The sequence below is a fragment of the Citrobacter sp. RHBSTW-01013 genome, from assembly GCF_013781985.1.
Lineage (GTDB): Bacteria > Pseudomonadota > Gammaproteobacteria > Enterobacterales > Enterobacteriaceae > Citrobacter > Citrobacter braakii.
Genome location: NZ_CP056185.1, coordinates 1801207 through 1825197, shown reverse-complemented (window position 1 = coordinate 1825197; position 23991 = coordinate 1801207). Strand labels below are relative to the sequence as shown.

At 51.0% G+C, this 23991-nt stretch carries 20 protein-coding genes, 1 tRNA gene and 2 pseudogenes; 15 read left to right on the top strand and 8 right to left on the bottom strand.

Going from position 1 to position 23991, the window contains the following annotated elements; all coding sequences use genetic code 11:
• Nucleotides 1-161: 161 nt before the first annotated feature.
• From HV350_RS08850 to yejF, 9 genes are all read left to right on the top strand, one after another.
• Nucleotides 162-1628 (top strand): mannitol dehydrogenase family protein, encoded by a 1467-nt coding sequence (locus tag HV350_RS08850; protein WP_181630266.1) that lies wholly within the window; start codon nucleotides 162-164, stop codon nucleotides 1626-1628.
• Between the two features lie 119 nt (nucleotides 1629-1747).
• Nucleotides 1748-2734 (top strand): GTP-binding protein, encoded by a 987-nt coding sequence (locus HV350_RS08845; protein ID WP_016153747.1) that lies wholly within the window; start codon nucleotides 1748-1750, stop codon nucleotides 2732-2734.
• A gap of 35 nt (nucleotides 2735-2769) precedes the next feature.
• Nucleotides 2770-3483 carry a phosphatase PAP2 family protein gene (locus HV350_RS08840; protein ID WP_181630643.1) on the top strand — a complete coding sequence of 238 codons (714 nt, stop codon included), beginning with the start codon at nucleotides 2770-2772 and terminating at the stop codon, nucleotides 3481-3483.
• A 413-nt stretch (nucleotides 3484-3896) separates the two neighbouring features.
• On the top strand, nucleotides 3897-4466 hold the full coding sequence (gene mepS, locus HV350_RS08835) for a bifunctional murein DD-endopeptidase/murein LD-carboxypeptidase (protein WP_003027474.1): 570 nt from the start codon (nucleotides 3897-3899) through the stop codon (nucleotides 4464-4466).
• Nucleotides 4467-4638: 172 nt separating this feature from the next.
• Nucleotides 4639-6198: a cyclic di-GMP phosphodiesterase gene (locus HV350_RS08830; protein WP_019077244.1), complete on the top strand. Its 1560-nt coding sequence runs from the start codon at nucleotides 4639-4641 to the stop codon at nucleotides 6196-6198.
• A gap of 99 nt (nucleotides 6199-6297) precedes the next feature.
• Entirely contained in the window at nucleotides 6298-8112 is a 1815-nt protein-coding gene (locus HV350_RS08825; RefSeq protein ID WP_181630264.1) for an extracellular solute-binding protein, read from the top strand.
• Nucleotides 8113-9207 (top strand): microcin C ABC transporter permease YejB, encoded by a 1095-nt coding sequence (locus HV350_RS08820; protein WP_131379668.1) that lies wholly within the window; start codon nucleotides 8113-8115, stop codon nucleotides 9205-9207.
• Nucleotides 9207-10232, top strand: a complete 1026-nt coding sequence (locus tag HV350_RS08815) for an ABC transporter permease (protein WP_016153752.1) — start codon at nucleotides 9207-9209, stop codon at nucleotides 10230-10232. Before HV350_RS08820 ends, HV350_RS08815 begins: the two co-directional genes overlap by 1 nt.
• Nucleotide 10233: 1 nt before the next feature.
• The gene (gene yejF / locus HV350_RS08810; RefSeq protein ID WP_049282330.1) at nucleotides 10234-11823 is read left to right on the top strand and encodes a microcin C ABC transporter ATP-binding protein YejF; all 1590 of its coding nucleotides are present in this window, start codon (nucleotides 10234-10236) and stop codon (nucleotides 11821-11823) included.
• A 3-nt stretch (nucleotides 11824-11826) separates the two neighbouring features.
• Here yejF and HV350_RS08805 read toward each other — a convergent pair whose 3' ends face one another.
• From HV350_RS08805 to rsuA, 3 genes are all read right to left on the bottom strand, one after another.
• Nucleotides 11827-12171 (bottom strand): YejG family protein, encoded by a 345-nt coding sequence (locus tag HV350_RS08805; RefSeq protein WP_029139605.1) that lies wholly within the window; start codon nucleotides 12169-12171, stop codon nucleotides 11827-11829.
• A 333-nt stretch (nucleotides 12172-12504) separates the two neighbouring features.
• Nucleotides 12505-13695: a Bcr/CflA family multidrug efflux MFS transporter gene (locus HV350_RS08800; protein ID WP_016153755.1), complete on the bottom strand. Its 1191-nt coding sequence runs from the start codon at nucleotides 13693-13695 to the stop codon at nucleotides 12505-12507.
• Nucleotides 13696-13710: 15 nt separating this feature from the next.
• Nucleotides 13711-14418 (bottom strand): 16S rRNA pseudouridine(516) synthase RsuA, encoded by a 708-nt coding sequence (rsuA, locus tag HV350_RS08795; protein ID WP_016153756.1) that lies wholly within the window; start codon nucleotides 14416-14418, stop codon nucleotides 13711-13713.
• A gap of 150 nt (nucleotides 14419-14568) precedes the next feature.
• Here rsuA and HV350_RS08790 point away from each other — a divergent pair, with 150 nt between their 5' ends.
• Nucleotides 14569-16329: a DEAD/DEAH box helicase gene (locus HV350_RS08790; RefSeq protein WP_181630263.1), complete on the top strand. Its 1761-nt coding sequence runs from the start codon at nucleotides 14569-14571 to the stop codon at nucleotides 16327-16329.
• 124 nt (nucleotides 16330-16453) lie between these two features.
• Complete coding sequence (gene rplY, locus HV350_RS08785; protein ID WP_016153758.1) at nucleotides 16454-16738, top strand: 50S ribosomal protein L25; 285 nt, start codon at nucleotides 16454-16456, stop codon at nucleotides 16736-16738.
• 120 nt (nucleotides 16739-16858) lie between these two features.
• Here rplY and yejK read toward each other — a convergent pair whose 3' ends face one another.
• Nucleotides 16859-17866 carry a nucleoid-associated protein YejK gene (gene yejK, locus HV350_RS08780; RefSeq protein WP_016157002.1) on the bottom strand — a complete coding sequence of 336 codons (1008 nt, stop codon included), beginning with the start codon at nucleotides 17864-17866 and terminating at the stop codon, nucleotides 16859-16861.
• 134 nt (nucleotides 17867-18000) lie between these two features.
• Here yejK and HV350_RS08775 point away from each other — a divergent pair, with 134 nt between their 5' ends.
• The 3 genes from HV350_RS08775 (at nucleotide 18001) to HV350_RS08765 (ending at nucleotide 20171) form a co-directional block, all read left to right on the top strand.
• On the top strand, nucleotides 18001-18228 hold the full coding sequence (locus HV350_RS08775; protein WP_181630262.1) for a YejL family protein: 228 nt from the start codon (nucleotides 18001-18003) through the stop codon (nucleotides 18226-18228).
• A 31-nt stretch (nucleotides 18229-18259) separates the two neighbouring features.
• Nucleotides 18260-20020, top strand: coding sequence for an LPS biosynthesis-modulating metalloenzyme YejM (gene yejM / locus HV350_RS08770; RefSeq protein ID WP_016153760.1), 1761 nt, complete (start codon nucleotides 18260-18262; stop codon nucleotides 20018-20020).
• A 74-nt stretch (nucleotides 20021-20094) separates the two neighbouring features.
• Nucleotides 20095-20171: transfer RNA gene (locus HV350_RS08765), tRNA-Pro, on the top strand.
• Between the two features lie 375 nt (nucleotides 20172-20546).
• Here the strand turns inward: HV350_RS08765 and HV350_RS08760 are convergent.
• The 4 genes and pseudogenes from HV350_RS08760 to HV350_RS08745 all read right to left on the bottom strand — a co-directional run.
• Complete coding sequence (locus HV350_RS08760; protein WP_016153761.1) at nucleotides 20547-20864, bottom strand: hypothetical protein; 318 nt, start codon at nucleotides 20862-20864, stop codon at nucleotides 20547-20549.
• Nucleotides 20865-21030: 166 nt separating this feature from the next.
• Nucleotides 21031-21435 (bottom strand): annotated as a pseudogene (locus HV350_RS08755) (IS3 family transposase); the annotation flags it as partial.
• 9 nt (nucleotides 21436-21444) lie between these two features.
• Nucleotides 21445-22596, bottom strand: a complete 1152-nt coding sequence (locus HV350_RS08750; protein WP_001254932.1) for an IS30-like element IS30 family transposase — start codon at nucleotides 22594-22596, stop codon at nucleotides 21445-21447.
• A 67-nt stretch (nucleotides 22597-22663) separates the two neighbouring features.
• A pseudogene (locus tag HV350_RS08745) lies at nucleotides 22664-22921 on the bottom strand (transposase); the annotation flags it as partial.
• 402 nt (nucleotides 22922-23323) lie between these two features.
• On the opposite strand from HV350_RS08745, the gene narP reads away from it, so the two are divergent.
• Complete coding sequence (gene narP, locus HV350_RS08740; RefSeq protein WP_016153764.1) at nucleotides 23324-23971, top strand: nitrate/nitrite response regulator protein NarP; 648 nt, start codon at nucleotides 23324-23326, stop codon at nucleotides 23969-23971.
• The last annotated feature ends 20 nt before the right edge of the window (nucleotides 23972-23991 follow it).

The window sequence follows — 23991 nt, the reverse complement described above, 5'->3', positions numbered from 1 at the left end:
AATGACGACTACCATACAGCCATCCCGGAGATGTTCAACAGATGGCCTATCATTGATTGATCCAGCTCACATTCCCCGGATAAATGAGGCACACCAATTCAATTTGCTGTCATATAACTTTATACTGCCATTGTTAATTAATGGTTAATCAGGTGTATTTAATGAAAACTATTGCCTCAGCGCCTCTGGCGGAAAATGTCATGATGCCGCAGTACGACCGCCAACAATTAAAAACGCGGATTGTACATTTTGGTTTCGGTGCTTTTCACCGCGCCCATCAGGCGTTATTAACCGACAGGGTGCTGAATGCGCAGGGCGGAGACTGGGGGATTTGCGAGATCAGTCTGTTCAGTGGCGATCGGCTGATGCGTCAGCTTCGCGAACAGGATCATTTATTTACCGTGTTAGAAAAAGGGGCTAACGGCAACCAGCCTATTGTTATCGGTGCCGTTAACGAATGCCTGAACGCCACGCTGGATTCGCTGGCGGCCATTATTGAAAAATTCTGCGAGCCTCAGGTCGCGATTGTCTCGTTAACCATCACGGAAAAAGGCTACTGCATCGATCCGGCGACGGGTTCGTTAGATCTCTCTAATGCGCGTATTATTCACGATCTGCAGACACCGGCTGAACCGCACTCCGCCCCCGGTATAATCGTAGAAGCGCTGCACCGCCGACGTGAACGTGGACTGCAGCCGTTTACCGTCCTCTCCTGCGATAACATCCCGGACAATGGTCATGTGGTAAAAAATGCCGTACTGGGGATGGCGGAAAAACGCTCTCCTGAGTTGGCGCACTGGATCCAGGAGCACGTCAGTTTCCCGGGTACTATGGTGGATCGGATTGTTCCCGCCGCCACCGAAGAGTCGCTGGCTGAAATCGCCCGTGAGCTGGGCGTTGCCGATCCTTGCGCAATCAGCTGCGAGCCGTTTATTCAGTGGGTGATTGAAGACAACTTTGTCTGTGGTCGTCCGCAATGGGAAACCGCGGGTGTCCAGATGGTTGAAAACGTCTTGCCGTGGGAACAAATGAAACTGCGGATGCTGAACGGCAGCCATTCGTTTCTCGCTTATCTCGGCTATCTGGCCGGATTCCAGCACATCAGCGACTGTATGCAGGATAGCGCATTTCGTGAAGCCGCTTACCGGCTAATGCTCACCGAACAGGCCCCCACGCTGCAAATTACCGATGTTGATTTAAACCAGTATGCCTTAAGCCTGCTGGACCGCTTTGCCAACCCGGCGCTGAAACACAAAACCTGGCAAATCGCGATGGATGGTAGCCAGAAATTACCCCAGCGAATGCTGGAAGGGATCCGCGTGCATTTAGCACGTCAAAGCGAGTGGCCGCTGTTGGCGCTCGGCATCGCAGGCTGGATGCGCTACGTGAGCGGTGTGGATGATTCAGGCGCTACGATTGATATTCGTGACCCGCTCAGTGAGAAAATTGCCGCTCTGGTGGCACAGAGCACTGAATCAGAACGCGTCAGCGCCCTGCTTTCTCTGCATGAGATTTTCTCCGCCGAGCTCGTACAGAATCCGCAGTTTGTCGCAGCCATTCAACAGGCCTGGCAACGTATTGCCCAATACGGTGCGCATCAGGCTGTCATTGAAACGTTAAAAAATTAACGATTTCTGCCATTAAACAGGACGAAGCACGTCTTCGTCCCCTCCCCCCTTCTCTTTTTCCCCATTTTTCGCCAGGATTGTTAAATGCCATTACGGTAATTTATGATTCTGGAGTAATTGTGACTAAAACCAATCTCATCACTGGTTTTCTCGGCAGTGGCAAAACCACCTCTATTCTTCATCTATTGGCGAACAAGGATCCCGCAGAGAAGTGGGCCGTGCTGGTCAATGAGTTTGGTGAAGTAGGTATTGATGGCGCCCTGTTAGCCGACAGCGGCGCATTGCTAAAAGAGATCCCCGGCGGCTGTATGTGCTGCGTTAACGGTCTACCGATGCAGGTTGGCCTCAATACGCTGCTGCGCCAGGGAAAACCCGATCGATTGCTGATTGAACCTACTGGCCTCGGACACCCTAAACAAATTCTGGATTTACTCACCGCACCGGTTTACGAACCGTGGATCGATCTGCGCGCGACCCTCTGTATTCTTGACCCCCGGCTGTTACTGGATGAAAAAAGCGTCGCCAATGACAATTTCCGCGATCAGCTGGCCGCCGCAGATATCATTGTTGCCAATAAAGCCGACCGCGCCACAGCGGAAAGCGAAAACGCCTTGCAAACCTGGTGGCAACACTACGGCGGCAATCGCCAGTTGGTTCATGCCGACCATGGGCAAATTGACGGGCAGTTACTGGATTTACCCCGACTAAACCTGGCAGAGCTTCCTGCAAGCGCAGAGCACGCCCATAGCCATGCAGACAAAAAGGGACTGGCGGCATTGAGTCTGCCGTCACAGCAGCGCTGGCGGCGCAGCCTGAACAGCGGCCAGGGCCATCAGGCCTGCGGTTGGATTTTTGACGCCGATACGGTGTTCGATACCATCGGTCTGCTGGAATGGTCCCGTCTTGCCCCCGTGGGGCGCGTGAAAGGTGTCATGCGTATAAAGGAAGGGCTGGTGCGCATTAACCGCCAGGGAGACGACTGGCATATTGAGACGCAAAACGTCGCGCCACCGGATAGCCGTATTGAACTCATCGCCGATACTGAGACCGACTGGAATACGCTACAGAGTGCATTGTTGAGACTTCGTTTAGACGCTAACGCGTAAGGTTGCCTTCGTTTTTATAGCAATGGTAAACGATGATGAAAACCCGATACCCTCTTATTCTCCTACTCAATATTGCGGGGCTGGCGCTGTTTCTGTCCTGGTATCTTCCTGCCGGACATGGGATCTGGTCTTCATTGGATACGGGCGTTTTCCGCTTCTTTAACCAGAAACTGGTGGAAAGCCCGCAGTTCTTGTGGATTGTTGCTATTACCAATAACCGGGCATTTGATGGTTGCTCATTGCTGGCAATGGGCGCCTTGATGCTGCATTTTTGGCTGAAAGAGACGTCGGAAGGTCGCCGACGCATTGTCGCTATTGGCCTGGTTATGCTGCTCACCGCAGTGGTATTAAATCAGTTAGGCCAGGCGCTTATTCCCGTTAAACGCGCCAGCCCTACTCTGATGCTGGATAATATTTATCGCGTCAGCGAACTGCTGCATATTCCGACTAAAGATGCGTCCAGAGACAGTTTCCCCGGCGATCACGGTATGATGCTGCTTATTTTTTCCGCATTTATGCTGCGTTATTTCGGAAAAGTCGCCGGAATAATCGGCCTTATTATCGCTGTGGTTTTTGCCTTTCCACGCATAATGATTGGCGCTCACTGGCTCACCGATATCGTGATCGGTTCCATGACTGTCGTCTTGATTGGTCTGCCCTGGTGGCTAATGACACCGTTAAGCGACCGATTAGTCACTCTGTTTGCGAATTATCTGCCCGGTAAAAACAAACAATTCTTAAACAAATAACGCAGAGTTATTAACATCATCAGGGAAAACTCTGATTCCCTGATGATGCTTGTCAATATTTCATCATTCTGGCTGTCATTCTCCTGTCATCTTATTCATCTTTAAAATGATTGGGTTGCGTCTTTTTTATCCCGATTGTTCTTAATTTAGGCAATGCAGGTTATTCACTTTCTGTATCAATTTTTCTTATAAGAAATCACGTAAATTCACTCGCAATGACCGGACCGATCGGGTAATCTCGAACTCGTTTTGCCTCGCGGGATAATTATTCTCTTCAGGAATAAATTTGTGCGTTCTGCCACAGATTTGACCTTAAAGAATTGTCTCATCGTGCGATGGTAATTAGTCTCGTCACGTTTGGCATTTTTTATAACGATATTTATCGTTAAGGACTTCAAGGGAAAACAAACAAAATGGTCAAATCTCAACCGATTTTGAGATATATCTTGCGGGGCATACCCGCGATAGCAGTTGCGGTTCTGCTTTCTGCATGTAGCACAACGAACACCGCCAGGAATATGCATTCTGAGACGCATGCTGTGGGCAATGGAGATAACTCTTCACTGCAAGCCTCTCAGGATGAATTTGAAAATATGGTCCGTAATATAGATGTTAAATCACGTATTATGGACCAGTATGCTGACTGGAAAGGCGTGCGTTACCGCCTTGGCGGCAGCACCAAAAAAGGTATTGATTGTTCAAGCTTCGTACAACGTACGTTCCGCGAGCAATTTGGTTTAGAGCTTCCTCGCTCAACCTACGAACAACAGGAAACGGGTAAATCCGTTTCGCGCACTAACCTGCGCACAGGCGATCTGGTTCTGTTCCGTGCTGGCTCCACTGGCCGTCACGTCGGTATTTATATCGGCAATAACCAGTTCGTACACGCCTCGACCAGCAGCGGCGTTATCATTTCCAGCATGAACGAACCTTACTGGAAAAAACGTTACAACGAAGCTCGCCGGGTCCTGAGCCGCAGTTAATTTCGTTTGGCAGCTATCCCTTGGCTATCCTGATGAGACATTTTGAAAAGCACTGCTTCGGCGGTGCTTTTTTTTTGCTTTGTCTTGTGACTAAGAAAAATCTCACAAGGTGAGTCATTTCAGGTTATATTCATACAGAATAAGCGGTTAACTCAGGTAAACATAAGGAACTATGTTTAAACGCTCCTCTTCATCCAATCAGAAAATCCTGCTTTCCTGTATGTTAACGGGGCTTATCGTCGCGCTCCTGGTGAGTACCCTGCAATTTTTCGTGACCTGGCATAAACGAGACATTAAGTACGACACGCTCCTTTCCGATATCCAGAATTATGTCAGCAGCTACTTCGCCGATCTCAAATCCACCACAGATGACCTTCAGCCACTGGTCGCCAACAGTTGCCAACAAGTCGCTGCTCAACTGACCTCCAGCGCGGCCTTTAGCCTCAACGTTCGCGCATTTTTACTGGTCAAAAACGGCATTGCTTTCTGCTCCTCCGCAACGGGCGCAATGTTCACCCCGATTTTAGATCTGGTCCCAAGCCTCGATATCAGCAGAAATATTGATGTGGAATTACTCCCCGGTACGCCCATGATGCCGAACAAGCCGGCAATAATGATTTGGCACCGGAACCCATCGTTCACTGATAGCGGCGTGTTTACCTCACTGAATATTAATCTGGCCCCTTATCTGCTTTATACCGCCCGACAGGATGATTTTAACGGTATTGCCATAGTCGTCGGTGATAACGCGATTTCAACATTTTCATCACGGATTATTGATGCCTCCGCTCTGCCCCACTCTCACTGGCGGCAGGCGACCCTGGAAGGTATTCCGCTACAGATTCGTTTATATGCTGATGAGTGGACCTATACCGACATCTGGTATTCGATTATGTTGGGATGCATGGCGGGGATTATTGCCGCGCTTCTTCTCTGGTACTATATCTACACCATCCGTTTACGTCCGGGCAAAGATATCCTCAACGCTATCAAACATAACCAGTTTTATGTGGTGTACCAGCCCGTGGTAGAGGTGCAGACACTGGAGGTGAAAGGTGTAGAGGTGTTATTACGCTGGAATCATCCGACAACGGGTGAGATCCCTCCGGATGCTTTTATTCACTACGCCGAATCCCAGAAAATGATTGTCCCGCTGACCCAGCATCTCTTTAAGTTGATAGCCCAGGACGCACCGATGCTGCAAAAAGTGTTACCCGCAGGTGCTAAATTGGGGATCAATATCGCGCCAACGCATCTGCACGGCGAGACGTTTAAAGACGACATTCATCACCTGCAGACCTCGCTTCCCGCAAACCATTTCCAGATGGTGCTGGAAATCACCGAACGGGATATGCTTAATCAACACGAGGCCACAAAGCTTTTTGAATGGCTTCATTCCGCAGGTTTTGAAATTGCCATTGATGATTTTGGCACCGGTCATAGCGCGCTGATTTATCTGGAACGCTTTACCGTTGACTACCTGAAAATCGATCGCGGCTTTATTAACGCCATTGGAACAGAGACCCTGACCTCTCCGGTTCTGGACGCCGTGTTGACACTCTCTAAGCGTCTTAATATGCTGACGGTGGCTGAAGGGGTTGAAACGCCTGAGCAAGCCCGTTGGCTGCGCGATCGTGGGGTGCATTTTTTCCAGGGATACTGGATTAGCCGACCATTAAAACTTGCTGATTTCGTGCGTTGGATGGCGCAGCCCAATAAGCCGACGTGGTGATCGCAGTATGCGAATCATATACTCTCACTCGCCGCCACATCCCTTATCTTTCAGGCATGATGCCCGTCGGGTTGTGGCAGGAAAAGGAAATCGCATTTAATGATCCCTCGCGTATTGCTGCTGTTTATCGCCCTCATCGGGTTTAGCGCCGAGGCGCAGTCCATCAAAGAAAGCTATGCTTTTGCCGTACTGGGCGAACCGAAGTACGCGTTTAACTTTAATCACTTTGATTACGTCAACCCTGCGGCCCCCAAAGGCGGGCAAATCACCCTCTCCGCCATCGGCACATTCGATAACTTCAACCGCTATGCGATGCGCGGTAATCCCGGAGCACGTACCGAAACGCTTTACGATACGCTGTTTACTACCTCTGACGATGAACCTGGCAGCTATTATCCGCTCATCGCCGACAGCGCACGCTATGCTGATGACTATTCATGGGTAGAAATCGCCATCAATCCGCGAGCGCGTTTTCACGATGGCTCCCCCATTACCGCCAGCGATGTCGCATTCACCTTCCACAAATTTATGACTGAAGGCGTGCCGCAATTTCGCCTGGTCTACAAGGGAACAACGGTAAAAGCGATCGCGCCATTAACCGTACGTATTGAATTAGCCAAACCGGGTAAAGAGGACATGCTCAGCCTGTTTTCATTACCCGTGATGCCAGAGAAATACTGGAAAGATCATAAGCTCAGCGATCCCTTATCATCGCCTCCGCTCGCCAGCGGTCCTTATCGCATCACGAAATGGAAGATGGGTCAGTACATTGTCTATTCGCGCGTCAACGATTATTGGGCCGCTAATCTGCCCGTCAACCGTGGCCGCTGGAACTTTGATACCATCCGCTACGACTACTATCTGGATGACAACGTCGCCTTTGAAGCGTTTAAGGCCGGGGCGTTTGACCTGCGTCTTGAAAACGATGCTAAAAACTGGGCGACACGTTATACCGGTAAAAATTTCGCGAATCATTACATCATCAAAGATGAGCAAAAAAACGAATCCGCCCAGGATACGCGTTGGCTGGCGTTTAATATTCAGCGCCCAGTGTTCAGCGACCGACTGGTGCGAGAAGCCATCACCCTGGCATTTGATTTTGAATGGATGAATAAAGCTCTGTTCTATAACGCCTGGAGTCGGACCAACAGCTATTTTCAGAATACCGAGTATGCCGCTAAAAATTACCCCGATGCGGATGAACTGGTGATACTTGCGCCCTTGAAAAAAGATCTCCCTCCTGAGGTCTTCAGCCAAATTTATCAGCCGCCGAAATCAAAAGGCGATGGCTACGATCGTGACAACCTGTTGAAAGCCGATGCCTTACTGGAGCAGGCCGGATGGGTACTTAAGGGACAACAGCGCGTAAACAGCGCCAACGGTAAACCCCTGAGCTTTGAACTGTTGCTCCCGGCGGGCAGTAACAGTCAGTGGGTGCTGCCGTTCCAGCACAACCTGCAGCGCTTAGGCATTACAATGAACATCCGCCAGGTTGATAACTCACAAATCACAAACCGGCTGCGCAGTCGTGACTATGACATGATGCCGAGATTGTATCGCGCAATGCCGTGGCCAAGTTCGGACCTGCAAATTCTCTGGGCCTCTGAATATATTGACTCCAGCTATAACGCCCCGGGCGTGCAAAGCCCGGTGATTGATAAACTGATCAACCAAATCATCGCGGCGCAGGGTGATAAAGCCAAACTAATCCCACTCGGTCGGGCACTGGACAGGGTATTAACCTGGAACTACTACATGTTGCCGATGTGGTTTATGGCAGAGGATCGCATCGCCTGGTGGGATAAGTTTTCGCATCCAGCTATTCGCCCCATTTATACCATTGGTCTCGACAACTGGTGGTACGACGTTAACAAAGCGGCGAAACTGCCAGCAGCCAGACGGCAGGGAGAATAAATGGGCGCTTATCTGATTCGACGTCTGCTACTGGTGATCCCAACGCTTTGGGCCATTATCACCATCAACTTTTTTATCGTGCAGATTGCCCCCGGTGGTCCGGTTGAGCAGGCCGTCGCCGCTATTGAGTTCGGACAAAGCGGGGCATTACCCGGCGCGGGTAGTGAAGGCATTCGCGCCAGCCACGCGCAAACCGGCGTCGGCAATATCAGCGACAGTAATTACCGAGGTGGCCGTGGTCTTGACCCGGAAGTGATCGCCGAAATCACTCGCCGTTACGGGTTCGATAAGCCCATTCATGAGCGTTATTTCAAAATGCTCTGGGACTATATTCGTTTCGATTTCGGCGACAGTCTGTTTCGTAGCGCCTCAGTGCTGACGCTTATCAAAGACAGCCTGCCTGTTTCCATCACGCTGGGGCTATGGAGTACGCTCATTATCTATCTGGTGTCGATACCGCTTGGGATCCGCAAAGCCGTTCACAACGGCAGCCGATTTGATGTCTGGAGCAGCGCATTCATTATTATTGGCTATGCCATACCGGCTTTTCTGTTTGCGATTTTACTGATCGTCTTTTTTGCCGGGGGCAGCTATTACGACCTGTTCCCGCTTCGCGGACTGGTTTCCGCCAATTTTGATTCCTTGCCCTGGTATCAGAAAGTGACCGACTACCTTTGGCATATTACCCTGCCAGTGCTGGCGACGGTGGTTGGGGGTTTTGCCGCGCTAACCATGCTGACCAAAAACTCATTTCTGGATGAGGTACGCAAACAGTATGTCGTCACCGCGCGCGCCAAAGGGGTCAGCGAGAAAAACATTTTGTGGAAACATGTGTTTCGCAATGCCATGTTGCTGGTAATCGCTGGCTTCCCGGCAACATTTATCAGCATGTTTTTTACCGGTTCGCTGCTGATTGAAGTGATGTTTTCGCTTAACGGTCTGGGACTACTGGGTTATGAATCCACCGTATCACGTGACTACCCGGTAATGTTTGGCACGCTCTATATCTTCACCCTGATCGGTCTGCTGCTGAATATCCTCAGCGACATCAGCTACACGCTGGTCGATCCCCGTATTGATTTTGAGGGACGCTAATGTCGCGATTAAGCCCCGTCAATCAGGCCCGCTGGGCGCGTTTTCGCCATAACCGTCGCGGCTATTGGTCGCTGTGGATCTTTCTACTGCTCTTCGGCCTTAGCCTGTGTTCAGAACTGATTGCCAATGATAAGCCGCTACTGGTGCGCTACGACAGTAGCTGGTATTTCCCCCTGTTCAAAAACTACAGTGAAAGCGACTTCGGCGGACCATTGGCGACCCAGGCTGATTATCAGGATCCGTGGTTACAGCAGCGCCTGGAAAACCGGGGCTGGATCCTGTGGGCGCCGATACGCTTTGGAGCCACCAGCATTAACTTTGCCACTGATAAGCCCTTCCCTTCCCCGCCTTCTGCACAAAACTGGCTGGGAACAGACGCCAACGGTGGTGATGTGCTGGCACGGATCCTCTACGGCACACGTATTTCTGTCCTGTTCGGATTAATGCTAACCCTGTGCTCCAGCGTGATGGGGATCATGGCTGGCGCAATCCAGGGCTATTATGGCGGCAAGGTGGATCTGTGGGGGCAACGATTCATTGAGGTTTGGTCAGGTATGCCAACGCTGTTTTTGATCATACTGCTGTCGAGCGTGGTCCAGCCAAACTTCTGGTGGCTACTGGGCATTACCGTGCTGTTTGGCTGGATGAGCCTGGTTGGCGTGGTACGCGCGGAATTTTTACGTACCCGAAACTTTGATTACATTCGTGCCGCTCAGGCGCTTGGCGTGAGCGATCGCAGTATTATTCTGCGCCATATGCTGCCCAATGCGATGGTCGCCGCCCTGACCTTTTTACCGTTTATATTATGCGCCTCGATCACCACTCTGACCTCGCTGGATTTTCTTGGCTTCGGCTTACCGCTTGGATCGCCATCGCTGGGAGAACTCCTGTTACAGGGTAAAAACAACCTGCAGGCACCGTGGCTTGGTATCACCGCGTTCATCTCCGTTGCCCTGCTATTATCGCTACTGATATTTATTGGTGAAGCGGTACGCGACGCGTTCGATCCCAACAAGGCGATTTAAGATGACACAACCGCTATTAACTATTGAAAATTTATCGGTAGGTTTTCGCCAACAGGAGACCGTGCGCACCGTGGTCAATACCCTCTCACTGAGGGTTGAAGCCGGGCAAACTCTGGCGCTGGTGGGCGAGTCCGGTTCGGGTAAAAGCGTGACCGCACTTTCTATTCTACGGTTATTACCGACCCCTCCCGCAGTCTACCTTTCCGGCGACATCCGTTTTCATGGCGAATCATTGCTTCATGCCGATAAGCAGACGCTTCGCGGCGTTCGCGGGAATAAAATCGCCATGATTTTCCAGGAGCCAATGGTGTCGCTAAACCCGCTTCACAACCTGGAAAAACAGCTGTATGAAGTGCTGTCGCTGCATCGGGGAATGCGTCGGGAGGCCGCGCGGGCAGAAATACTGACCTGTCTGGATCGGGTCGGCATCCGTCAGGCGGCCAAACGTCTCGCAGACTATCCGCACCAGCTATCCGGCGGTGAACGCCAGCGCGTGATGATCGCCATGGCGCTGCTGACGCGACCGGAGCTGCTTATTGCCGATGAACCGACCACCGCGCTGGATGTCTCCGTACAGGCGCAAATCCTGCAGTTGCTGCGGGAGCTACAGCGCGAGCTGAACATGGGATTACTGTTTATCACCCATAACCTCAGCATTGTGAAAAAACTCGCCGATACCGTTGCGGTGATGCAAAACGGCCAGTGCGTTGAGCAAAATCGAGCAGCACAACTGCTCACTGCGCCAACGCATCCCTACACGCAGAAATTGTTAAACAGCGAACCTTCCGGCGATCCGGTGCCTGTACCTGCCGGGCAAGCGCCATTGCTGGAAGTGGAAAAACTCTGCGTTGCCTTCCCCATCCGTAAAGGTATCCTGAAGCGCGTGGTGGACCATAACGTTGTGGTTAACAACGTCAGTTTTTCCCTCCGGCCCGGTGAAACGCTGGGGCTGGTCGGGGAGTCAGGATCGGGGAAAAGCACTACCGGGCTGGCGCTACTGAGGTTAATCACCTCACAGGGAAGCATTGTGTTCGATGGCCTGGCGCTGCATACCTTAAATCGCCGCCAGCTGTTACCGGTACGTCACCGCATTCAGGTCGTGTTTCAGGATCCCAACTCCTCGCTGAACCCACGCCTGAGCGTGCTACAGATTATTGAGGAGGGACTGCGCGTTCATCAGCCAACCCTGTCAGCCGAACAGCGAGAAGCGCAGGTGAAAGCGGTAATGGCGGAAGTGGGACTGGATAGCGAAACGCGGCATCGTTACCCGGCGGAGTTTTCCGGCGGTCAACGTCAACGTATAGCCATTGCCAGAGCCTTGATTCTCAAGCCTTCCCTGATCATTCTGGATGAACCAACATCGTCGCTCGACAGAACTGTACAGGCGCAAATCCTGACGTTATTAAAGTCTTTACAGGAAAAGCATCGCCTGGCTTATATCTTTATCAGCCATGATTTGCACGTAGTACGCGCGTTATGCCATCAGGTTATTGTGCTAAGGCAGGGAGAGGTCGTGGAGCAAGGACAATGCGAGCACGTATTTAACGCGCCACAGCAGGCATATACGCGTCAGTTGCTCGCGCTAAGCTGACGCTCAAAACGGATTGTTATTTGAAAACGGCTCTGCGATGGCCACGCCGAAATTTTTCAGTCTGCAGGTCGCGGCAAATTCATCCTGGCGATTCACAAACAGGCACGGCTCTCCTTCGCATTCCAACACGGAACAAGGTACCTCAATGTCGCTGAGGGCCTGGCTGAGTTTATGCATGACTGACCACGCGCTGTCACCATCAGGGCTAAGCAATTTGAGCGCCACCAGGCTGTTCTCATTGCTCTGACCGTTTTGCGGAATCGGTTCAACCTTTGAACCTGCGAAACCCACCGACCAACGATAGCACTGTGGCAGACGATGAACGATTGAGAGTTGTAATGTCATCACTTTCTTTCCCTGGAAGTACAATCACTTCACAATTATTTTACATCAATATTAACACATCATTGACAATACGTCTTTAAACAGTTCGTAAACGTTTACACCCTGACTTTATGCCACTTTCCGAACCAAATATTTAAATTTATTCAACGGTTCTGGCATATTTCCGCGCTATATGTACTCGTTTCTGCGATCTAACTCAACCTTTTTAACTACAATGATGTGACTTTTTACATAAATTGATTTTACATAAAATAAACATAAGCGGGGAAATTGATAGATTTTCGGTTGATGTACATCAACTCTGGAGGCCCTATCGCCCCCAGGTTGTGTAATAGATCACCGTTTTTTGGCGCGACTGGCGTAGAGATAGAAGAGAATTGAGCAGGTAGCGCAAAACGCTATCGACCAGATCATCGGCCAGGCCGAGTTAAAGGTCGCCAGTGACAGCAGCGCCCCAACGATGGCGCCAATGCCAAAACGGAACGTCCCTGCCAGCGATGACGCCGTTCCCGCCATATGCGGAAATTCATCCAGAATGACCGCCATGGCGTTGGATGACACCATCGACACGCAGCCAACAAACGCCGCAACGCCCACCACCAGCGCCCAGAAACCAACCCCGAACAGCGCGCTAAAGACCATCCAGCCCGCCATCACGAACTGGATCCACAGGCCAGTACGGAACATATTCAACGCCCCAACCCGACGAACAAAGCGGCTGTTGATGATGGTCATCACGAACAGGAAAACAATGTTCAGCGCGAAGTAATAGCCGAAATGCTGCGGTGAAACGTGGTTGATCTCAATGTAAACAAAAGGTCCGGCGCTCAGGAACGAGAACATCCCGGCAAAACTAAACCCACTGGCCAGCATATAGCTCAGTACACGCTTGTGGCGAAACAGCGAGGCAAAGTTGCCGAGAGTAGTACGCAAGCGAAACGGCTGGCGGCGCTCAACCGGCAAGGTCTCTTTGATCAGCGTAAAGATCATCACCGACGCCAGAATAGCCGCCACGGCGAGGATCCAAAAGATGTAGTGCCAGCTCAGCCATACCAATACCCAGCCGCCCACGATGGGTGCCAGTAAGGGTGCAATTGTCGTGACCAGCATGACAAAGGACATCATGCGCGAAAACTCTTCCTTCGGATAGATATCGCGCATCAGGGCGTTGATAACCACGCTCGCCGCAGCCGCAGCCAGACCATGGAAGAAACGCATCACGATCAGTTGATCGATAGTTTGTGCCAGCGCACAGGCAACTGCCGCCGCCGCAAACACCAGCGTCCCGCCCAGAATCACCGGCTTGCGCCCAATGCTGTCAGCCATTGGACCATAGAGTAACTGCCCCACCGCGAACCCAAGAATATAGGTACTGAGGGTCATCTGCGCGCTACCTGCAGGCACACCAAACTGTTCAGAGATAACAGGTAGTGCCGGAAGATACATATCAATCGACAACGGCATCAGCATGGCTAACAAGCCAAGGATAAAGACAATGGCAATTGACGAGTTCTGCCGGGTGGTCACATTTAGCTCCTGAAATTAACGCGGGGTTAAGTTAACGCTGGCGATTTCTTCTTCGGTCAATGGACGGTATTCACCCGGCTCCAGATCCTCATCAAGCTTGATGTCACCAATCCGTTCACGGTGCAGTTCCACAACGTGGTTACCTACGGCGGCAAACATACGTTTAACCTGATGATAGCGCCCTTCGCTGATGGTCAATCGCACCTGAGTTGGCGTAATAACCTCCAGCACGGCCGGTTTGGTCAGGTCTTTCTCATTATGCAGTTGTACGCCATGGGCAAACTGTTCGGCGGTGTCATCTGCCACCGGCGACTCCAGCGTCACCAGATAGGTTTTCTCACAATGGTGACGTGGCGAAGTGATGCGATGCGACCACTGTCCGTCATCGGTCATCAGCACCAGTCCGGTAGTGTCGATATCCAGGCGCCCTGCCGCATGCAGTTTGTAGGCAACCGGCTCATCAAGGAAATAGAGCACTGTCGGGTGATCCGGGTCATCCGTTGAGCAAACATAACCCTGAGGTTTATTCAGCATAAAATAGCGCGGGCCATTTTGTTGAATCAGGGAATTACCGTCATATTCTACGTCGTGTTCTGGCAGCAGCTTAAAGGCACTGTTTTTGACGATTTCACCGTCGACGGTAACGCGGTTAGCACGGATCTCACGCCCGGCAATAGCGCGGCTGACGCCGAGTTGCTGAGCGATAAATTTATCAAGTCGCATGAGTGTGATTTTTGCCTGTAAAAAACAAGAAGCGGGATTGCGCCCGAAAAGTGGGACGATTATCCGCCCAGTATAGCGGCGTTACACCATCCCTCAAGGGAAATGATTCATGGCATACTATACATTGTTGCTGCTTACCTTAATGAGCCCATGATTTTTACTCTTCGCCCGTACCAAAAAGAAGCCGTGGATGCCACGCTCAACCATTTCCGCCACCATCGCACGCCAGCGGTTATCGTCCTGCCAACCGGTGCGGGAAAAAGCCTGGTGATTGCTGAACTGGCCCGCGTGGCGCGTGGTCGCGTGCTGATACTGGCGCACGTTAAAGAACTGGTCGCGCAAAACCATGCCAAATATCGCGCGCTGGGGCTGGAAGCCGATATTTTTGCCGCAGGTCTGAAGCGTAAAGAGAGCCACGGGAAAGTGGTATTTGGCAGCGTACAGTCGGTGGCGCGTAATCTTGACGCCTTTCAGGGAGAGTTCTCGCTGCTTATCGTCGATGAATGTCACCGTATTGGTGATGATGACGAGAGTCAGTATCAGCAAATCCTCACTCACCTGACCAAAGTAAATCCCCACTTACGCCTGCTCGGGCTTACTGCCACTCCTTTTCGTTTGGGCAAAGGCTGGATTTATCACTTTCATTATCACGGTATGGTGCGCGGCGATGAAAAAGCGCTGTTTCGTGACTGCATTTATGAATTACCGTTGCGTTACATGATTAAACACGGCTATCTGACGCCGCCAGAACGCCTCGACATGCCGGTAGTGCAGTATGACTTCAGCCGCCTGCAGGCGCAGAGTAACGGCCTGTTTAGCGAAACAGATCTCAATCAGGAACTGAAAAAGCAGCAGCGAATAACGCCGCATATCATCAGCCAGATTGTCGAGTTTGCCCAGACGCGCAAAGGGGTGATGATTTTCGCCGCCACAGTGGAGCACGCCAAAGAAATTCTGGGCCTGCTGCCTGCTGACGATGCCGCGCTAATCACCGGAGACACGCCTGGCGCTGAGCGTGATGTGCTGATTGAAGAGTTCAAAGCCCAGCGCTTTCACTATCTGGTGAATGTGTCGGTCCTGACCACTGGCTTCGATGCCCCGCACGTCGACCTTATCGCCATTCTGCGCCCGACGGAGTCAGTTAGCCTTTACCAACAAATTGTCGGTCGCGGCCTGCGCCTGGCACCGGGTAAAACCGACTGTCTGATCCTCGATTATGCCGGTAACCCGCACGATCTTTACGCGCCGGAAGTGGGGGCGCCGAAAGGGAAAAGCGATAACGTTCCGGTGCAGGTGTTCTGTCCCACCTGCGGGTTTGCAAACACCTTCTGGGGCAAAACAACGGCAGACGGCACGCTGATTGAACACTTTGGCCGCCGCTGTCAGGGGTGGTTTGAAGATGATGACGGCCATCGCGAACAGTGCGATTTTCGTTTTCGTTTTAAAAACTGCCCACAATGCAACGCGGAAAATGATATCGCCGCCCGCCGTTGTCGGGAGTGCGACACGGTGCTGGTTGACCCGGATGACATGCTGAAAGCCGCGCTCAGGCTCAAAGATGCGCTGGTCCTGCGCTGTAGCGGCATGGTGTTACAAAACGGCCAGGATGAAAAAGGCGAATGGCTAAAAATCACCTATTACGATGAAGATGGTGCCGACGTTAGCGAACGCTTTCGCCTGCAAACTCCCGCGCAACGTACGGCTTTCGAGCAACTGTTTATTCGCCCGCACACCCGAACGCCCGGCATTCCCTTACGCTGGATAACCGCCGCCGATATCCTCGCCCAGCAGGCGCTGTTACGTCATCCTGATTTCGTGGTGGCGCGCATGAAAGGTCAGTACTGGCAGGTCCGTGAAAAGGTCTTCGATTATGAAGGACGCTATCGTCGGGCACATGAATTACGCGGTTAATCGTACTTTTGATTGATGTACCAGCCGTTTAAGTATAGAATCTCGCCCGCTTTTGCATACGCAAAGCAGATCACTTACCTGTTGCTGGGTCGCCTGTAGCAGGAATTATTAAAGAGAGATTTAAATGTTTACTATCAACGCTGAAGTACGTAAAGAGCAGGGTAAGGGTGCGAGCCGCCGCCTGCGTGCCGCTAACAAGTTCCCGGCAATCATCTATGGTGGCGCAGAAGCCCCGGTTGCTATCGAACTGGATCACGATGCAGTTATGAACATGCAAGCTAAAGCTGAATTCTACAGCGAAGTTCTGACCATCGTTGTTGACGGTAAAGAAGTGAAAGTTAAAGCTCAGGCAGTACAGCGTCACCCGTTCAAGCCGAAGCTGGCACACATCGACTTCGTTCGCGCGTAATCGCCTACAAGTTGAAGAAAAACCCCGCCTCGGCGGGGTTTTTTTATGGGATTTTGTTGGCGGTAAAGATGAATCACGCAGGCCGGATAAGGCGTTAACGCCCCCATCCGGCAAACGGCTTTATTTCCCGCCCGAGGTACGACGCTGTAGCTGATCGCGCAGGTTCGGCGGCGTACCTTTGATGGTCAAAGTATCTGTGGCTGGATCCCAGAAAATACGCTCACCCAGTAACATGGCGTCGAAGTTGATGGTTAACCCGCCGCCGCTTCCGGCAAATTTGGTTAACTGACGCAGCGTGCTGCGATCCGCCGGGAAGCTCTCTTCCAGCTCGTAGCCTTTATCAGCGGTAAATTCGCTGAAGCTGACTTCACTGACGCCGGAAAGCTCTTTGGACAGCGACTCCAACTCGATCTCTTCACCGGCCTGCAGTTGCTCGTTACAGTAGCTGTACACCTGCTGACGCACGTTCTGGCGTTCAGCTTTATCGAGTTGCGCCTCGGCGGTAAAGTCATCGACCGCCTGCAACAGGCCGCGGTTTTGCGCTTTGGCGTTAAGCCCCTCGCTGGCACCCAGGAAGTCCATAAAGAAATCGGCGACTTTGCGCCCTACCCGCCCTTTCAGGAACGTCAGATAGCGCGTGGACTCCGGGTTGGTTTCCCACTCGGTTAAATCAATACGCGCCACGATATCCGCATGATTGATATCCAGATAGTGTGTCGGGTTGATATCCAGATTTTCATTGACGCGCATACTGCTTAAATTGTTCAGCACGGCGACCAGCAGATACTCTACCGCCAGATAGCGGTAATGGCAGAACAAGACAATGCCGCCATCGGCAAAAGGATATTTTGCCAGTTCGTCCCGCAAGCGCCCTGTCGCTGCACGACTAAAGGCCAGAAAATCCTCTTCGCCCTGACGCTGTAAACGCAGCGTTTGCGCCAGTTCACTCTCTGCGCTAAACAGGCCATAAGCTTTATTCTTGGCGCTGTACACCCGATGCAACTCAGCCATCATATCGACAACGGTCGCTGTCGGTTCCAGTAATGAATCGCGCAAGACCAGCTCAAGGTTCTGCTCGTCACGTTTGATAAGCTGGTGCAGGGCAATCTGGTTGATATCCAGACTCATGATAAACTCTCCTTTTAGACCGGGCGGTATTCAACCACCTGCCGGGCAGTGACGCAATAGAAGATAAAAAAGCAGAAAAAAAACTGTCTGTACGGTAATATGTTGCCCTTTCATGAACAGACTGATTTCGATTTATGCCACAAATTTCCCGCTATAGTGACGAACACGTTGAACAACTGCTGAATGAGATGCTCAACATACTGGAAAAACATAAGGCGCCGACCGACCTTTCCCTGATGGTACTGGGAAATATGGTGACTAACCTTATCAATACAAGCATCGCACCGGCCCAGCGCCAGGCGATTGCCAACTCTTTTGCCCGCGCATTGCAGTCTTCGGTAAACGACGACCAAGCGCATTAAGAGCCTGCTCCGGGGAAACGAACAACAGTTTATGGTAACTCATCGTCAACGCTACCGTGAGAAAGTCTCCCAGATGGTTAGCTGGGGGCACTGGTTTGCCTTGTTCAACATTCTGTTGGCCATGGTGCTCGGTAGCCGTTACCTGTTTGTCGCCGACTGGCCGACAACCCTTGCAGGTCGTGTTTATTCCTACCTGAGCGTTGTCGGGCATTTTAGCTTTCTGGTGTTCGCCACCTATCTGCTGATCCTGTTTCCCCTGACGTTTATCGTCATGTCCCAGAGGCTGATGCGATTCTTATCAGCTATTCTGGCGACGGCTGGCATGACGCTGTTGCTAATCGACAGCGAAGTTTTTACCCGCTTCCACCTGCATCTCAATCCGATCGTCTGGGAACTGGTCATCAACCCAGACCAGAATGAAGCGGCGCGTGACTGGCAACTGATGTTTATCAGCGTACCGGTTATTCTGTTAATTGAAATGCTGTTTGCAACCTGGAGCTGGCAAAAGCTGCGCAGCCTGACGCGTCGTCGCCATTTTGCCAAACCGTTAGCAGCATTCTTCTTCGTTTCCTTTATCGCCTCGCACGTGGTGTATATCTGGGCGGATGCCAATTTTTATCGCCCGATTACCATGCAGCGTGCGAATCTGCCGCTCTCCTACCCGATGACGGCACGTAAATTCCTGGAAAAACATGGCCTGCTGGATGCGCAAGAGTATCAGCGACGCCTGATCGAACAGGGCAATCCAGAAGCGGTTTCCGTGCAGTACCCGCTCAGCGAACTGCGCTATCGCGATATGGGCACCGGTCAGAACGTGCTGCTGATTACCGTCGACGGTCTGAACTACTCACGCTTTGAAAAACAGATGCCTGCGCTGGCTGAATTCGCCGGGCAGAATATCTCGTTTACGCGTCACATGAGCTCAGGCAATACCACGGATAATGGCATCTTTGGCCTGTTCTATGGTGTCTCGCCAAGCTACATGGACGGCATTTTGTCGACCCGTACGCCTGCGGCGCTGATTACTGCACTGAACCAGCAGGGTTACCAGTTAGGGCTATTCTCCTCGGATGGCTTTACCAGCCCGCTGTATCGCCAGGCGCTGCTGTCAGACTTCTCCATGCCAAGCGTACAAACGCAATCTGACGAACAAACCGCAAGCCAGTGGATTAACTGGCTGGGACGCTACGCGCAGGAAGATAACCGCTGGTTCTCGTGGGTCTCCTTTAACGGGACGAACCTTGATAACAGCAACCAGAAGAACTTTGCCAAACGCTATGCCAGCGCCGCTCAGGATGTGGATGCCAATATTAACCGTATTCTAAGTGCCCTGCGCGACTCCGGTAAACTGAACAACACGGTGGTGATTATTACCGCAGGTCGGGGCGTGCCACTGACTCAGGAAGAGAACAATTTTGCCTGGTCGCGCGGTCATCTGCAGGTTCCGCTGGTTATTCACTGGCCGGGAACGCCTGCCCAACGCATCAATAGCCTGACCGATCATACAGACCTGATGACAACGCTCATGCAGCGCCTGCTGCACGTCAGCACGCCTGCTAACGAATACTCGCAGGGGCAGGATCTGTTCAATGCAAACCGCCGCCATTACTGGGTTACCGCCGCCGACGGCAGCACGATGGCCGTTACCACGCCAGAGATGACGCTGGTGCTGAACAACAACGGTAATTATCAGACCTATGATTTACGCGGCGAAAAAATAAAAGATCAGAAACCGCAGCTAAGCCTGCTGCTACAGGTTCTGACGGATGAGAAACGATTTATTGCTAACTGATTAATTATAAATCACTTAGCGATGCTTCCCCTTGCATTCGCAGCGGAAAGCAGTAGTATTAGCAGCCATAGCGTCGGCACGTAGCGCAGCCTGGTAGCGCACCGTCATGGGGTGTCGGGGGTCGGAGGTTCAAATCCTCTCGTGCCGACCAATTAACACCCTATTTTCAACAAGTTAGTTATGTTGTTGGAAATCTAATCGGGGCTAGGATTTTGTGTATGCACACTTGATCTTTTGCCCCGACACTTCTACATAAATCCCTTGCATTGTCAATTCGCACTTTGTGAAGTTCATTACAAATATTACGCCACTATGACAGGTGTAAAAAACCATACCTCCATTTCATTACGGCATGAGCTATCAGGCTGCGCTACGTGCCGAAAAAAATCAATCGAGCTTTTCAGCCCTCAACACTGTGAAGAGCAGGACACTGTAAAAGGGAATTTATTTGAGGAGAATCAAAACCGCAGACCCCCACAGGAACATTTCTATGGGGCGGCATTGATATTCTTGAATGGAGTACAAATCAATAGGTGTTACACACAACGCCATTACCCATAGGGTTGCAGGTTGTCGTAGTCATAGTCGGTGCTGCTGGTTGCTGCTGCTGTTGCACTGCTTGTTGCTGCTGCATTTGCTGGTTCGCCGCATTCAATCCATTCGTAAGACCTTGCATATCAGCGGCAGCGTAACAAGCCGCCTTATCACCGCTATCGCACATCGCCATCACCTGACCAACTGATTTAAAAGCATAACGACTGTTCCACATGCTATTAGGGTCATTTGTACAACCGCTGAGTACAACTAAAGAAACTGCCGCCACCATCAATAGCTTAATCTTCATTTTTATTAACACCTAAGGAATTACCCAGACACTGTAAATTAATGTAAATCGAAACAATTTGTAAAGTTGTGATCTGAATCAATAAAAAATAATTAATCACGCTCCGTAAATACATAACCCATACACTGTAAAGTAGTAACCCTGTCAGGATTCATTGCCACGAATTAAGCTGCTTAGGCTCTGTCACTGCGAACTGCCGCTCAAGGTGATTCGGGATAGCGATGTGTTCATGACCGCCGCGCTTATAACGGTGAGTAGGCTGCTGACAACTCACCAGCCCCAGCTCTTTCATGAGTCTGCCGGCAAGCCATCGTCCCATCCGGAAACCTCTCAGCGTTGCCATGGTCGCGATACTTCTTGCGCCAGCAGAGCCATGGCTGATGTTATGCAGCTCCAGAACCTGGCTGCGTAATACAGCCCGCCTGCCGTCTGGCTTTTCAGGACGGTTTTTCCAGTATTTGTAGCTGCTGCGATGAACCCCGAACACGTGGCAGAGTGTGGCCACTGGATAACGCGCCCTGAGCTTCCCGATTAACGAAAATTGTTCAGGGAGTCTGACATCAAGAGCGCGGTTGTAGATTCAATCTGTCAATGCAACACCCCTTTCAATTATCTCTTTCGGTGTTTTGAACTTCAGTGTCTTTCTCGGTCTGTTGTTTAGCTGAGCAGCAACCAGATCTAGTTCATGTTGAGTATATTGGGCAAGACATGTCTTTTTAGGAAAGTACTGCCGAATTAGCCCATTTGTGTTCTCATTTGTTCCCCGCTGCCAAGGACTCTGAGGATCGCAGAAGTAAACTTTAACGCCGGTGCTGACAGTAAATTCTAGATGTCTGGCCAGTTCCATTCCTCTGTCCCATGTCAGTGATTTTCTGAGTTCTGACGGTAAACTCAGGAATTTGTCGGTAAGAGCCTGATTTACTGAGACAGAATCTTTGCCCCTGAGTCTAAGGATGATCGTATAACGTGATTTTCGGTCTACAAGTGTGGCTATATGAGAGTTTTTTGTACCTGAGACTAAATCGCCCTCCCAATGCCCCAGAGAGCGTCTGTTATCGATATTTCGGGAACGTTCGTGAATTGGTGTTCCGTTCACTATGTTAATCGTACCTCTTTCGCCTTTGCGGGTATGACGCCTGCCATGGCGAAGGCTATGCGACCGTCGCAGATGCTGTATATTCAGGTGGTGTAGCGCTTCACGGCTACGAAAGTACAGCGTTTTATAAATTGTCTCAGGTGATATTCGCAGCGTTTTTTGACGTGGTTTTGTTCGCCTTAACCATCCTGATATTTGCTCTGGAGACCATTTCATCTCCAGCTTTTCCAGAACAAGCTTTCGCAATGGTAAATTTTGATCCAGTAAGCACGGTTTTGGCCTTTTCGCCATTCTGTTGGCTCGGTTATTAGCATCAACAGCTTTGTAATAGCGTCTGCCCCGATTACGCTGAACTTCACGTGAGATCGTCGAAGGACTGCGATTCAGCGCAGTAGCTATCGCACGAATGCTCATTTTGGCTGACAAACCAGCTCGTATCTCCTCGCGCTCAGACAGTGTCAGGTGAGCTACAGCCCGCTTACGCTCATGGGGTTTTATGCCGCCAGTATCCCTTAACATAGTGAAGATCGTTCCGGGTTTTGAACCCAGGATATTCGCTATTTCACTGAAGCCTGTTCCGTTCTTCCATAGTTCAAAAACAGAGGCTTTTTCCTCTGCTGTAAATGTTCGTCTCATTCAAAAAACCTCCGCAACCCCATGTTTTCACATAACTGTTGCGTTGACCAATTGAATCTACAGTAGCCTTTTTTAATATTTCATTTTCCATTTCAATACGTTGTAGCTTTTTTTTCAGTTCACGTATTTCGATTTGTTCCGGGGTTATTGGGGAGGCTTTTGGGATATTGCCCCGGCGTTCATCACGCAGCTGTTTTACCCACCGTGTCATTGTGGAGAGCCCCACATCCATAACACTGGCCGCATCAGCAACAGTGTAGTTTTGATCAACAACAAGTTGGGCTGATTCGCGTTTAAACTCTGCGCTGAAATTTCTTTTCTTCATTGAGGCACCTGAACAGAGGTGAGGATATCACCTCTGTTCAGGTGGCCAAATTCAGTGTGCCACTACAAAGTGAACGGGCCCGTTCACTTTGTAGTGAGATGAATAATGCCGAGAGCCTGTGAAAGTTCCATTTAAAAAGGTCCATGTAGAGACATGAACCCTTTTTACATCAACCACCGGATCGGTCAACCGATCCTTAAATGATCGGCATTAACCTTCATGGTTGGTTTTTTTATACCTGCGATTCCACGTTCCTTATTATTAGCCCGGCCTTTGGCACAGGTTTTACTACTTACCCATGCACAAATTGGGGTAAAATTTACCCTCTCATCAGCGCGATGAAACTAGACGAGTGATGCGCTGAAAACAATAATGATACTAATAAAAACTCAGGAGAATAGTATGCCTGAAGCAACGCCTTTTCGGGTGCTGATTGTCGACGACCACCCACTAATGCGGCGAGGAATTAGTCAATTATTGCAACTGGATCCCGCATTTAACGTAGTCGCGGAAGCAGGTGACGGTGCCAGCGCTATCGATCTGGCTAACCGTCTGGACCTGGATGTGATCCTGCTGGATCTCAATATGAAAGGCATGAGCGGACTGGACACCCTGAACGCGCTGCGCCGGGATGGCGTCACCGCGCAAATTATTATTCTTACCGTCTCGGATGCCGCCAGCGATGTGTACGCCTTAATTGATGCCGGCGCGGATGGTTATTTACTCAAAGACAGCGATCCTGAAGTCTTGCTGGAGGCCATTCGCAGCGGCGCCAAAGGCGGTAAAGCTTTTAGCACACGCGTCAGCGAATATCTGCGCGAACGCGATCTGTTCGGCGCACAAGAAGATCCCTTCAGCATTCTCACCGAACGTGAACTGGATGTATTGCATGAACTGGCTCAGGGGCTGTCGAACAAACAGATTGCGTCAGTGCTGAATATTTCCGAACAGACCGTGAAAGTGCATATTCGCAACCTGCTGCGCAAACTCAATGTGCGCTCTCGCGTTGCTGCCACTATCCTGTTTTTACAAACGCGTGGAATGCAGTAATCCATGAAGAGGCCGGATAG

Excerpts from the sequence above, each read along its gene's own strand:
- HV350_RS08850 (WP_181630266.1), top strand. The coding sequence starts at position 162 with ATGAAAACTATTGCCTCAGCGCCTCTGGCGGAAAATGTCATGATGCCG.
- HV350_RS08840 (WP_181630643.1), top strand. The coding sequence starts at position 2,770 with ATGAAAACCCGATACCCTCTTATTCTCCTACTCAATATTGCGGGGCTG.
- mepS (WP_003027474.1), top strand. The coding sequence starts at position 3,897 with ATGGTCAAATCTCAACCGATTTTGAGATATATCTTGCGGGGCATACCC.
- HV350_RS08830 (WP_019077244.1), top strand. The coding sequence starts at position 4,639 with ATGTTTAAACGCTCCTCTTCATCCAATCAGAAAATCCTGCTTTCCTGT.
- HV350_RS08825 (WP_181630264.1), top strand. The coding sequence starts at position 6,298 with ATGATCCCTCGCGTATTGCTGCTGTTTATCGCCCTCATCGGGTTTAGC.
- HV350_RS08820 (WP_131379668.1), top strand. The coding sequence starts at position 8,113 with ATGGGCGCTTATCTGATTCGACGTCTGCTACTGGTGATCCCAACGCTT.
- HV350_RS08815 (WP_016153752.1), top strand. The coding sequence starts at position 9,207 with ATGTCGCGATTAAGCCCCGTCAATCAGGCCCGCTGGGCGCGTTTTCGC.
- yejF (WP_049282330.1), top strand. The coding sequence starts at position 10,234 with ATGACACAACCGCTATTAACTATTGAAAATTTATCGGTAGGTTTTCGC.
- rsuA (WP_016153756.1), bottom strand. The coding sequence starts at position 14,418 with ATGCGACTTGATAAATTTATCGCTCAGCAACTCGGCGTCAGCCGCGCT.
- HV350_RS08790 (WP_181630263.1), top strand. The coding sequence starts at position 14,569 with ATGATTTTTACTCTTCGCCCGTACCAAAAAGAAGCCGTGGATGCCACG.
- rplY (WP_016153758.1), top strand. The coding sequence starts at position 16,454 with ATGTTTACTATCAACGCTGAAGTACGTAAAGAGCAGGGTAAGGGTGCG.
- yejK (WP_016157002.1), bottom strand. The coding sequence starts at position 17,866 with ATGAGTCTGGATATCAACCAGATTGCCCTGCACCAGCTTATCAAACGT.
- HV350_RS08775 (WP_181630262.1), top strand. The coding sequence starts at position 18,001 with ATGCCACAAATTTCCCGCTATAGTGACGAACACGTTGAACAACTGCTG.
- yejM (WP_016153760.1), top strand. The coding sequence starts at position 18,260 with ATGGTAACTCATCGTCAACGCTACCGTGAGAAAGTCTCCCAGATGGTT.
- HV350_RS08760 (WP_016153761.1), bottom strand. The coding sequence starts at position 20,864 with ATGAAGATTAAGCTATTGATGGTGGCGGCAGTTTCTTTAGTTGTACTC.
- HV350_RS08750 (WP_001254932.1), bottom strand. The coding sequence starts at position 22,596 with ATGAGACGAACATTTACAGCAGAGGAAAAAGCCTCTGTTTTTGAACTA.
- narP (WP_016153764.1), top strand. The coding sequence starts at position 23,324 with ATGCCTGAAGCAACGCCTTTTCGGGTGCTGATTGTCGACGACCACCCA.